Below are 12511 nucleotides of genomic sequence, written 5' to 3' on the forward strand. Positions count from 1 at the left end.
GCTTTTATGCAGGAGGCAGAAGGCAGAAGGGAAGAGGGTTTAATCCAACCCACAATCGTTGTCCTGGGAGTATCTTTCTCACGCTAGGTGCTAGGTTTTTTACAAATCCTGTCTTATTTTCTTGCACAACAGCCGCAGAACAACTGCCTCAAAGCCTTGAAATCTAAGGGTTTCCGACTTGTGCAGCAAGCCCTATGTAGACAAAAATGATATCAATCCAATAATTCATCCACTGCCACACTAAATCCTTTTAATACCTCCTGTGTTCTTGCGACTTCACCCTTACCAAACCATAACTTTTGAGTTTGAGTCAGCACAAATATTAAGCGATTCTCTGGTAACACTAACCAAACTTCCTGACAACCTGACGCCAAATACTTAGTCGCCTTTGCCCAAAAATCCTCAACTAAGTCAGTCGGGGACGCCACCTCAGCAATTAACGGAAAACTGACAGGAATTACCTCAAACTCACCATACTCTTCAAGCAATTCGCGAGTGATATAAGCAACATCTGGACGCCGCCCTTGCTTGTTAGTACGACAGGGGGCTTCTGTCAACACCTCTCCCCCTTGCCCACTGGAGATTTTATAACTCCTCCAGTAATAATCTAATCGGGATTGAGTGACACTATGCTTAAACGTCATTCCATTTTTCTCAACCAGTTTCCCATTCACCCACTCCATCCGATCAGGAGGATTTTGCATATAGTCTTCCAGGGAGAAAACTTGTTGTCCAACAGGAGTAGTGACCATATCTGCTTACTTTCCTTGTGTAGCAATTATTGACAGATAACTTCATCTAGGATCGATTTTCTGTCGCTTCAACCAGTTCCGCCATAGAACAATTCAACATCTCGATCAAGCGCTGAACCTGAGCCACCGTCAGGCGAGGTGGATTTGAACTCGTCTCCCACACGTAGATTGTTTTTTCCGTCACGCCTAACTCCATCGCCACTTGTCGGCGAGTTAAGCCAGCACGGTTTCGCAATTCCATCAAAGTTACTTGATTACTTGCTTCAGTCATTCTATACTGAACGGTAATTACTATATGGTATAGATAAAACGGTATGTGGCATGCAACGTCTCTACACAACTAGGATTAAATAATCCCTGATCCTAGAGCCTTGCGCTTCAATACCACAACCCGAGGACGCGCTCCTTTATCTAAGGTAAAATCTAAACCTGCGCGAAAAATTTCTGGCATATAATATCGCGGCGTATCATCTCTAGCTCGGTCTTCATAAACCACTCCGATTTCTTCCAGCATACTTAACGTTGATGGTTCGATCTCAAAATTATCTAAAGTGAATGGGACTCGCATTTCTTTTAGATCTTTAGACTGGAGAGTATCAACCCATGTTCTAAAGGCAGGATACTCCTCTTTGGCTTCTTGAACCTTCTTCTTACTACAGGGTTCTAAAGCACGACGAATCGCCTGGGGTGGTAAGAGACGGCTGGTAGACCACTTTTCAAATTGAACTTCTTGGGCATTTTCTATGGTTTCATCAGCAGCATGATATAAGAAGCGCACAATATCTCTAGCTTGTAGCCTTCCTTTAAAATCTGTCAGAGCAGCGAATACCCAATTCGGTGTATAAGCTTCTTTTGACTTATCAGAACCCAGCTTTTTGCCCCATAAATTTTCTAGCTTTTCAATGAGCTGTTCGCGAGTCATGCTATCTAGTTCTGATTCATCAGCATCGATAACTTTCGCTTGACTGCAAACCCAAAAAACTAGATTCATAAAAGAATCAGCATCCCAATATAAATCATAAGACCCGTAGAGATTTTCAAATTGAGATAAATTCTGGGTGATGGCGTAACGGACAAAATCACGCCGGATAAAAATAATTAAGCCTAAGTTATTTTTTCTAATTTCTGATAACCGGGCTGGTAGACGAATCAGAGACTCAATAGCGGCTTGCTGGATGGAATTAGAGGATGCGTCAGGAAAAATATCTTCTAGCCCATCAAATAAAAAGATTACCCTCAATGATTTCTGCTTCAGGACATTGTTAATATCATTAAAACTCCAATAGTCCTTGCTTTCTGGATCAAGACCGACAGTTTTGGCAATCTCTTTAATCCAAAATTGTGTCCATTCCTGCTTTCCCCAGTTTTGGTTGGCAAGTGCTGATTCAATCTTATCGTTATATTCTGAATGAGAAAACTCTGAAAAACTATTGCCGGAAACAGATATAACTTCGTTTCTTGCCTCTTGAATAATTTTAATGGCATTGTCTCGGAGATTCAGCGATTGCAGCATGGGAAATATATAAGTTTTCTCTTCAGATTCATTCGTTTCACCCAAAACCCGCTGAATAAATTTATGCCAATATTTTAAACGAGACAACTGAATATAATTAAATGTCTTACCTGAACCTTTAGAGCCAATTGAGACTATACGGGGTAACTCATCCCGAAAAGTCGTAGCTAAGTTTTTCAACGGTTCAGTGACTAACAAGTCCTCTCCCTGTCCACTTTCAGCATATTCATACTGCTGACACACATCTCGGAGACGACGCACTGCTGCCAAGGGATTAGAGTCCTGAGTTGTTGGTAAATCTAAGTGCTGTTCTTTCGGTTTGATTAACTGACTCTCTGCCCACTCCTTTGCAACTTTCGTGACTGAAGTCGGGCTAAGTTTTGAACGAGCATCCTCCCAATTATTCAAATAAAGCAATTCCTGAGTGAAATCCGTTTCCTTTATTTTTAAACGAGTTTGATAAATATCACCTTGAGACTGAACATAAGCCGCCTGAAATCTAGATAAAGCCTCGTCAAAAGCAGGAAGGGATTTAAGTTCTGGCGTGAGTAGAGTAATCAATACTAGAGGATCATAGTAGTTTTCTGAGTCAACTTCTGTTTCTGGAGGAGCGGTGTGACTTAACTGCTGCAAAACTAAACTCGAACCATTGACTGATTGGTCATTAATTGTGGTTACGATAAACCGTTGAATTCTCGGATCAAAAATAATCGGACTGGAAATTTCACTTAAACCAGAACGCAGGTCAATGAGTACATAATCCGCATTTACAGCATGACCTAATTGAGATAAAGCATTACCAAATTCCCATGCTCCATCGATAGTTCTGACTAAGTGTTCGGGTAGAATAGGTGTATCGAGTAATTCGCTATCATCTAGACAAGCCGGAAGAAAGTAAATTGTCGATTTTCCATCCCGTTTGGGAGATTTTCTCAGCTCTTTCGCCAAAAAGGAAAGCACGGGTTCTGGTTCCAGAGATGAAGCATGGTAAGCTTCCAGAAAATTAATGAAAGAAACAGTAGGTTGTTGTTTTTCCGAGCGATTCCAGTAGGTTAGACCGGGTGCTTCTAAATCAGCATCTACGACTAAAAATGTTTTGGCTTGATTGAGTTCTCTGGCTCGCTCAAGTAAAGCAAAAAGATGGGCAGCTAAGTGCAGGGTTCTGCCTACTCCTCCTTTGAACGAATAAAAGGCAACTAATTGGGGGCTGGTACTAGGATAGGCTTCTGGGATATGGAGATTTTTTGGAACTTCAGTCTCTGGCTCACCATTATTTTGCAAGTAAGCTACTTCTTCCCAGAAGGGACGAATCGGAATATCGGTATCGCCGCTTTCTTCCTGGTGAATAAACTCTACGGGTAAAATTTCCTCTCCCAAGTCTAGTTGAATAAAATTCTCTTCTTCTTCTTGTTGATACCAATCTCCAAACCATTCTTTGAGAGCTTGCTTTGCATTATCTCGATAGTCCTCAGACGATATACCAATTTCTATGGCATCAGAAAAACTATTAATTCTGACAATTCCCTTTGGCAGGTGACTTCCATAGTTTGTTTCTCGACGAATAACTCGCCGAACATCCAACCAGGTCAAGAGTCTCATCGCTTTCATATACTTCTTAATTCTACTTTAATCCACTCAGCTATCTGAAACAGCGTTGATTCTAAATCTTTATCTTGAATTTGAGCGTTTTTTTCAAAACTATGACCATATCTCCAGAGTTGGTTAATTTGATCGGATGTCAAGTTTCTTTGGTGAGGAGAACCTTGAATTTTAATATCTTTTAGCCGAATCTGAGCAGGCAGCCTCTTGATTATGGTAGGGGCACGATATTATCGTACCCCTACAGGTAGCTCAACTCAACCACTAGCGTTGGGGTAAAACCTTGCTACCCAATCAACTATGACCTATAAACCCTAAATTCAAATCGGAATTTCAATCACAAACTCTGTTCCTTGACCCGGTGTGGAATTACAGGTAAACGTTCCGCCATGTTTTTCAACAATGATTTGATGGCTAATTGACAATCCTAAACCCGTACCTTTCCCCGGAGGTTTAGTCGTAAAAAAAGGCTCAAAGATTCGCTGTTTCCGTTCGTCATCTATTCCGGGTCCGTTATCGATAATGCGAATAACCGCACACGCCCCAGATTTCTCATTATCGATTAATTCTGTGCGAATCCAGATGGATGGCGTTAGAGTTTGCTCACTGTCCCCATTAGCGGGTTGAAAACGCATATCCCTGAGGGCATCGATGGCATTACAAAGCACATTCATAAATACCTGATTTAACCCACAAGGATAACAAGTGACTAAAGGCAGTTTACTATAATCCTTGAATACTTTTATTTCTTGCTTATTTCCTTTGGATTTTAAACGATAGTAGAGCATGACTAGGGTGCTATCTAACCCTTGATGGATATCTATCGATTGCTCTTCGTCTCCTCCAGATAGGGTTTTGAGGGAATGAACAAGTTGGCGCAGACGTTCAGCCCCCATTTGCATCGATGACAGGGTTTTGGGAAAATCTTCAACCAGAAACTCTAGATCCATGTCTTCAGCTTCCTGTTGAACTTCCGGTGCAGGTTGGGGGTTATATTTGCTGTAGAGTTGGAGTAAATTTAATAAGTCTGTGGTATATTGTTGAGCATGGGGGAAATTGTTGCATAAGAAATTAACTGGATTATTAATTTCGTGGGCAACGCCAGCGAGCAATTTGCCTAAGGTGGAAAGATGTTCTTTTTCAATTAACTGCTGTTGCGTCTGTTGCAGTTGATTTAATGTCTGCTCAAGTTGCTCGGCTTGGGCTTTGTATTTGGCTTGGGATCGCTGCAAGGATTCTTCGGTAACTTTGCGCTGGGTAATATCGGTGATGAATCCTTCATAATAGAGTAAATTCCCGTCGCGATCGCGCACCGCCCTAGCATTCTCACTAATCCAGATGATCTGCCCATCTTTTCGATACACCTGGGATTCAAAGTCTGTGACTGAATCATGCGATCGCAGTTTCTCGATGAAATCCCGTCGTCGATTTGGATCAACGTAAAGTTGTTGTCCAATATCGGTTAGTTCCTCCAACAGTTCTGCTGGGGATGCATAACCATAAATCTTTGCCAGCGCTGGATTGCAGTCAATAAAATGCCCGTCTGGAGTGGTTTGAAAGATGCCCTCAACGGCACCCTCAAACATGCTGCGATATTTCCTCAGGGCTAACTCCATATCTTGACGTTCTGCAATTTTATCCGCTAATTCCTCATTCAACACTTCTAACTGCCGAGTTTGCTTAACCAAATTAGGACACAAGGGTTTGTCTGACTCCAACCAATCAGGTGGACTGTTGAGTAAACGGTCGCTGCTGGGAAGTAACATGGGGGACTTGCTAAGCTTATCTGGGCATTACTACTAGCTTCTAGGATTCGGATCACGCTATCAGTGATATGTAGTCCGCAATACGTGTGATTTCAATCACTAAATTGAGTGAGATGAGTCACTCTAAGCGCTACGTGTCTCGACTGTTCTTGATTGTACGGACTGTTGCTAAAAATTGACTCAGGAATGGTAACCCGCCAATGGCAGGTAAAAAGTAACGCGAGGTACACAACAATCCCAAGGCGGCGGCAGTTGCAGGGTCTAGATAGTCCTGATAAAACAATACTAATGCGGCATCGCGTGTGCCAACTCCGGCAAAGGTTAGAGGTAATAATCCGGCTAAAATGGCCAGAGGAGATAAGGCGAGATTCACCAGAAACGGAGTCGCCGCCTTCAGCGCTAGGATAAAGAACCAAATTTGTAATAAGTGTAAAAACCAAATAAAAATCGACGTTCCGGTAATTTTGAGAAGTTGACGTTGATCGCGCCAAAAATAGTCATGCATGTCCCCCCACGATCCTTGCATCGTTTCTAATTTGGAACGCATTTTTTTGGGGGCAATTTTGCGAGCCACAAGAAAGAAAAAATAAGCAAATTTTCGAGACGCTAACAGAGAAATCCCCAAAACTAAACCCACGCCCACCGCCAGTGTCATCAGCCAAAATAGCCAATCTTTCGGCTCATAGAGCAATAAACCAAAAACACACCACAACAGCAGGGATAACAGATCACAAGCTTTCTCAAAAATCACCAGCGATAACGAAAGTGTTCCGCTTAGATGACCGCGCTGTTTCATGAAATAGGCTTTGGCAATATCTCCCATCTTGGACGGCAGTACCATATTTAAAACGCTTGCCGCTAAAATTAACCGATTTGCCTCAAAAAAGCCCAAGCGAGCGCCACTGGGCATTAGTTGTTGCAACCGCCAAGACGTGAATAAGGTTAGGGGAACAACCATTCCCAAGCTTACAGGCATCCAGAAGCGATCGCTATTTTGAAAAACGGCAACGAGTTCGGGAAAATCAATTTTGGAGTAAATCACCCCCAAGATGATTAGACTGACAGCGATTGAAATAAGTCGTTTCATAATTTATGGTTCATTGTTGATTGTTCATTGTTGATGATTTTAAAATTTTCGCTCTAATCGTAACCATTCACAAACATCCAGTTTTTTAACCTCATCGGTTAAATCTAACCAGGGCTGTAATTGTCCCCGTTGAAACGTGCGACTCATGACCACATAAATTGATGTTTGATCGCCCCCGATTCCAGCCGCAATCACGTCTTTCCAGGACTTGGCTTGTAACTCATCACTGATATGCCATTGTCCATTTTTCCACTCGATCAAGCGACGGAAGTGGAATGGAGCGTTTTGCTTGCCTGTAATTAGCATTTTTTGTAAGAGTTTGCGGATTAAGTTGGGGAAGAAGCGACCGACGGTGAGCATAACGACTCGCAAAATTAGTAAATTTGTCGGAGTCATTTGTTTCTGTTTAGCCCAGCCCAACTCCCCTTCAATCGTAATTTCATTGTCCTCAACTTTTACTTGATAGGTATCGACTAAATGACCCACCGCATTTTTTATTTTTTTTTCGGTTGCGACTTGCAAAGAAAATTGGGTATCAGAAGCGACTAAACGGTTATCTTTAAACAGTTTAAAGACACCCCCTTTGTTTAAGGCTAAATACAGTTCCGTATTTTGGCGACGGTCAATTAAAACTTGTGCGTCCTTAAACCAAACCCGACCCGGAGAACGAGGAGTAGGTTCAGGTCGAGTTGACACAAAATCACGCCATGCGAGAAGATAATTCCAGGTATGGTGACCGATAATATGATCGTCGGCATAGCAAGGAGCCAGTCCATTTGCCAGTCCCACCAGGACGCGATCGTTAATTTCTAGGGCTTGGGGATACCATTGTCCCACCAGTTCAAAACCATGGGGAAAGAAATTGTATGTATTGCGACTGGTATATTCTCCCCCATAAGAACCATCAGGATGGACAAATTCTGCGGCTAAATCAACCGCTTTGACTAATGCTTCTTTAAGCCGGGGATCAGGTCTAAGTTGATAAATCCGGGCTAAACAAGAAATCGTTAACGTATGGTAACCGGGGTCACAGCCTTCGTACTCAATAAACCAACCTTCAGGATTTTGCCAAGATAATACCTGTTCTAAACGTTGCACTCTAGCTCTATCCCATTGGGTGGCTTGTAATAGATTAGACAGTAAATCTAGACACAGAACAATTAACGCTTGGTGATTGGTCAGGCGTCCACTTTCTTGATGATGAGCTAGCCAATCGGCTCGTTGTTCAAAAAACTGTAAAGCAATTGGGTTATTTAAGCCTAATTCTTGATAACTATCAATACAGGCGAGTAGGGAAAATGCCGCTGCGCCTCCAGCGCGTTCAAACGGGAAATAGTCATCACAAGACCCATCCGGATGAGCGCTTTTAGCCGCATAAAGAATTCCGGCTTCCACCCAATCTTGAATCGCTGGTTGTTGGTAGAAAGGATTATCGGATAATTGGGTATTATACGCCAATGCCAGGGGTAAAACAAACTCCTGAGCCATCCCACTAGGGAAATCGATAATTTTATACTGCCAGAAGTTGCGGTCAAAACAGCCATAAGTTGGACTGTGCGGATTGCGGTCTAGCAGAGTGAGAAGTTTGGGGATTTGGACAAGGGCTTCACGGGCAAACAGGTCTTTATTCATTGTCTTATGTCTTATGTCTTATGTCTTATGTTATTTGTTTGTTATACTCTGCGATTTTATGTAGGGTGGGCAAGAATGATCAACTTGGAAACGCTTCTATTATCGTTGATTGCTCTTGCCCACCTCACGGTAACTTGGGATTTATTATCAGTGCTGCAATATCTGCGTAAAAGCCTTTTCCTCTGTCTTGGTTGATGATTCATACTTTATTTTTCCGGTAATCTTCAATATCAGCACGTCGCCGCCGCAGTTGAATATCTTCTAGCAGCTTACGATTCACCGCCATCAAGTCAGCAATTAATCCAAACATCCACAGTTGAAAGCCAATCAGAATTAAAATGGCGGCGACAATTAAGCTAGGCGCACGACTTCTATCCGGATCAAAGACCACCAACCAACGCACGCACAGAATCAACCCTAATCCGAAAGGAACCGTCCCCAGAACTGTGAAGAACTGAAGCGGTTGATAGGTCATGAAGATGCGAACAATTGTAAGAATAGAGCGCTGGATATAAGCGGGAATACTTTTAACTAAACGGGACGGGCGCAGGAAATCATTGGTTCTAATTGGCACCGAAGCAATGGCGATGTTTTTCTGTCCCGCCTGAATAATCATTTCTAGGGTATACGTATATTGGCTAAACACATTCAGTTGCAGCGCTGCATTCCGACTGATGGCGCGGAAGCCACTGGGAGCGTCGGGGATATTGGTTTTACTCGCGATTCGGACTACCCAGCTTCCTAATTTTTGCAAAAACTTTTTGGCGGGAGAAAAATGCTTAATTTGCTGGATGGGTCGGGCACCGACGACAATTTCTGCCTGACCTTGTAATATAGGTTCAATGAGTTTGGGGATATCTGCGGCACAGTACTGATTATCGGCATCTGTATTCACGATAATATCGGCTCCTGCCTTTAAACAGGCTTCTATCCCTGCCATAAACCCCTTGGCTAAACCCTGATTATGATCAAAGCTAACAATATGGTCAACGCCACAGGCTTTGGCAACTTCAACCGTTTGGTCGATACTACCATCATTGATAATTAGCCACTCTACCGTATCGACTCCAGGGACTTGACGGGGGAGTTCGGACAGTGTTAGCCCTAGGGTAGCCTCTTCGTTATAACAAGGGATTTGAATGATTAATTTCATTGCACGTATCGCCAAAACAGTTGAATCACACCATTAAAATACCGCTTCTTTCTGACAACTAAGTACCTGGACATAACTTCTGTACGCTGTACTAAGAAATATTAACAAGCCTCAAATCCTGACTGTTCCCTGCCCGTGAGTTCCCTAATCTCAACCGTTAATTTGAATGAAAGTCCGACCACTTATTTGGTATTTTCCTGGAAACCTTCTGCCCTCTGCCCTCTGCCTTGTTGCCACTATTCCGTTTATGCTTTGGCTCTAGCTTGCAGCCATCCCCAACGCAGCACCCAAACGCCTGCTCCAATCAACAGGGCGGCGAAAAGTCCACCCACCCAAATCGGGATACCAACAGCAGGCAATACCCACCACCACACCGCCACAATATGTAACAATTGAGCGCTGGTCATTTGGTCACCGGGCGGTGGTTCTCCAACTTGCCCTAGGACATCTCGAATATTTGTACTTAAGGCACTGCTAACCTGGCGATAGGCTGCACCCCAAGCATTAAATAGAGGAGCATAGCTGGGCGAATCCCATAAGGCTCTGGCTCGGTTAATATACCCTCCATCGACGGCTTCGGCATAGTAGCGTTGAAAATACGATACCAGGGTTGGGGCGTTGGCGAGGAACCCGAGTACCGTCAAACCAATTAACCACTTCCACCACCTTTTCCCAATCAGGGCGACTAGCGCCATCAATCCTGGAAGTGCGGGAACTAAAAATCGAGGTCCCCAACTCCAGCCGCCAAATTCCCACAAGGAATGGAGTAGCCAATACCCGCCGAATATGCCCACAATGGCTAAGGCTTCTAGGGGTTTAGATTTGAGCGCGTTGCGAAATCCAATAATTGCCAGAATAGTCGGCGGACAGTACCAGATTAACCCCCCGCCTGCGCCGGGACTCAAGATCAAACCGATGAATCGTTCTAGCATTCCATCCAAGGTAAATTTGGAGGCATTTTGTCCACTGGAGAGTAAACCACCAAACCGCAGGTAGTTATACGCCATGAACAGCATAAATCCCATAATTGTACCCAGTAGGGGACCCAGAGCATTCCGCAGGGGATACCGCTTGAGGAGGAGATAGGCGGACAACACCGGTCCAATGACAATACCCGCCGGTTTTGCGGTCAAGGCTAAGCCGGAAAGAATACTCGCACCCGCATGTTCACGACTGGTTTTTCCCAGGGCAAGATAGAGGCTAGACGCAGTTATAAAAGAGAGGAGGGGTTCAGCAAAGAACTCTCGCGAATAGACCAAGGCTGTCGTACCCAAGGCAAAACATAAGGCGGCTAAGTACGCCCCCGTGCGACTGCTTCCCAAGCGCAATGCCAATAAAGCTACCAGGGATGTGGTTAAAGCCGTTAATATTACTGATACAACCAACGCACAAACCGCCGATGAATAGTTCGTCGGTATATTGAACCAGTGACCCAACACCAGTCCCACGGCAACAAAGGGTGTGGCAATAATCGGTAATAAGGGATATCGAATTGAGTAATATTGCCCATCGCGACCCAAGGCTCCGGAACCGGGCGGCACGCTAAAATCAAATTCGGTAACTAATGACTGGGAAACATCCAGCATGTCATTGCCATCAAAGCCCCAAATCCCCGGTTTGAGAAATGCCAGATAAATCAGCCCAATGCCGATGGATAAGGCGAACGCCATTTTCCCAACCTGCTGATGAGCGAGTTGCTGTTGGGGAAGGGTGGACTCTTGAATCTCGCTGGGATTTACCATAGTATTTTTTAAGTATTGTAGTTATTTTTATAGATTATTTTCGATGACGTCGGCTGACTCAGTACGGCTTATTTCCTGTCGCTTTTCTGGCAAACCAACTCGATGATTGGCGTGAGACTGAGACTCCCCGATTTTCTCTCAAGAGATTCTAGTATGACAAAGGCATGACATCTCTAGCAACTGATAAGCAGCACAGACAATGGACTCAACAGATATGAATCAACAGATTGCCTTTATCGGACTTGGCGTCATGGGCGGACCTATGGCGGCAAATTTGGCGCCATCGGGTTACGCGGTTAAGGGGTGGAATCGAACCCCTAATCGTCCGGGTGTAGAGATTGCGGCTCAGGCTGGGGTAACCGTGGTGCCTTCGATTCATGAGGCTGTCGCATCGGCTGATATCGTCTTTTCCTGTGTCAGTGATGTTCCTGATGTCAAACAGGTTCTGCTGGGAACGGGAGGGGTTGCCGAATCAGCGCGTCCAGGTACGCTGGTGATTGATACCAGTACAATTGGTCCAGAGGCGGCGCGTGAAATCGGGACGCAACTGCAACAGCATAACTTGCGCTTTTTGGATGCACCCATTTCTGGAGGTGATATTGGGGCAAAAAATGGCACACTGACGATTATGGTGGGTGGAGAGGCTAAAGATTTTGAGCAAAGCAAACCGTTGTTGGCGGTTTTGGGTAAAACCATTCGCCTGTGTGGACCGATGGGGAGTGGTCAGGCGGTCAAACTGTGTAACCAGGTTTTGGCGGCGGTGCATGCGGTGGCGTTGTGTGAAGCGATGCAGTTGGCGCAGCAGCAGGATATTGACCCGAACTTAATTGTAGAGGTTTGCAGTACGGGGGCGGCTGGTTCTTGGGCGCTGTCGAATTTGGGTCCGAAAATTGCCGCGTCGGATTTCCAACCGGGTTTTATGATTAAGCATATCCTGAAGGATTTAAGATTGGTGCAGGAGACCTTAAGTTCATCGCCTCAGGAATTGCCAGGAGTGGAACTCGCTGACCGTTTATTTAAGATGGTTCAAGAGTTTGATAGTGGTAAAGGAGGGGAACAGGGGACTCAGGCAATGATTCGCGCTTATCAGAAGTCCTAGTGCAAGAAGGCAGAGGGCAGAAGGCAGGAGGCAGAAGGCTCCAAGGGTCATTCGTAGGGGCGGGTTTAGGGACTCAATTCACCTATTCACCGATAAATGAACAACAAAACCCGCCCTCCCCACCGATAAATCAACAATTGTAGGGGCGGGTTTAGGGACTCAATTCAC

At 44.5% G+C, this 12511-nt stretch carries 9 protein-coding genes; 1 reads left to right on the forward strand and 8 read right to left on the reverse strand.

Features of this window, described 5'->3' with window-relative positions; all coding sequences use genetic code 11:
- Positions 1-212: 212 nt before the first annotated feature.
- From RIE73_RS18465 to RIE73_RS18500, 8 genes are all read right to left on the reverse strand, one after another.
- Complete coding sequence (locus RIE73_RS18465) at positions 213-752, reverse strand: Uma2 family endonuclease (protein ID WP_446402566.1); 540 nt, start codon at positions 750-752, stop codon at positions 213-215.
- 46 nt (positions 753-798) lie between these two features.
- Positions 799-1023 carry a helix-turn-helix transcriptional regulator gene (locus tag RIE73_RS18470; protein WP_006102707.1) on the reverse strand — a complete coding sequence of 75 codons (225 nt, stop codon included), beginning with the start codon at positions 1021-1023 and terminating at the stop codon, positions 799-801.
- A 75-nt stretch (positions 1024-1098) separates the two neighbouring features.
- Positions 1099-3873 carry a KGGVGR-motif variant AAA ATPase gene (locus tag RIE73_RS18475; RefSeq protein ID WP_446402567.1) on the reverse strand — a complete coding sequence of 925 codons (2775 nt, stop codon included), beginning with the start codon at positions 3871-3873 and terminating at the stop codon, positions 1099-1101.
- A 311-nt stretch (positions 3874-4184) separates the two neighbouring features.
- Entirely contained in the window at positions 4185-5630 is a 1446-nt protein-coding gene (locus RIE73_RS18480) for a sensor histidine kinase (RefSeq protein ID WP_446402568.1), read from the reverse strand.
- Between the two features lie 130 nt (positions 5631-5760).
- On the reverse strand, positions 5761-6717 hold the full coding sequence (locus tag RIE73_RS18485) for a lysylphosphatidylglycerol synthase transmembrane domain-containing protein (RefSeq protein ID WP_446402569.1): 957 nt from the start codon (positions 6715-6717) through the stop codon (positions 5761-5763).
- 39 nt (positions 6718-6756) lie between these two features.
- The gene (locus tag RIE73_RS18490; RefSeq protein ID WP_446402570.1) at positions 6757-8349 is read right to left on the reverse strand and encodes a hypothetical protein; all 1593 of its coding nucleotides are present in this window, start codon (positions 8347-8349) and stop codon (positions 6757-6759) included.
- Between the two features lie 199 nt (positions 8350-8548).
- On the reverse strand, positions 8549-9502 hold the full coding sequence (locus tag RIE73_RS18495; RefSeq protein ID WP_446402571.1) for a glycosyltransferase family 2 protein: 954 nt from the start codon (positions 9500-9502) through the stop codon (positions 8549-8551).
- Between the two features lie 245 nt (positions 9503-9747).
- On the reverse strand, positions 9748-11244 hold the full coding sequence (locus RIE73_RS18500) for a hypothetical protein (RefSeq protein WP_446402572.1): 1497 nt from the start codon (positions 11242-11244) through the stop codon (positions 9748-9750).
- 199 nt (positions 11245-11443) lie between these two features.
- Here RIE73_RS18500 and RIE73_RS18505 point away from each other — a divergent pair, with 199 nt between their 5' ends.
- A complete protein-coding gene (locus RIE73_RS18505; protein WP_446402573.1) occupies positions 11444-12343 on the forward strand; it encodes an NAD(P)-dependent oxidoreductase in 900 nt (299 codons plus the stop codon).
- Positions 12344-12511: the final 168 nt, after the last annotated feature.

The organism is Coleofasciculus sp. C1-SOL-03 (assembly GCF_040220555.1).
Lineage (GTDB): Bacteria > Cyanobacteriota > Cyanobacteriia > Cyanobacteriales > Coleofasciculaceae > Coleofasciculus.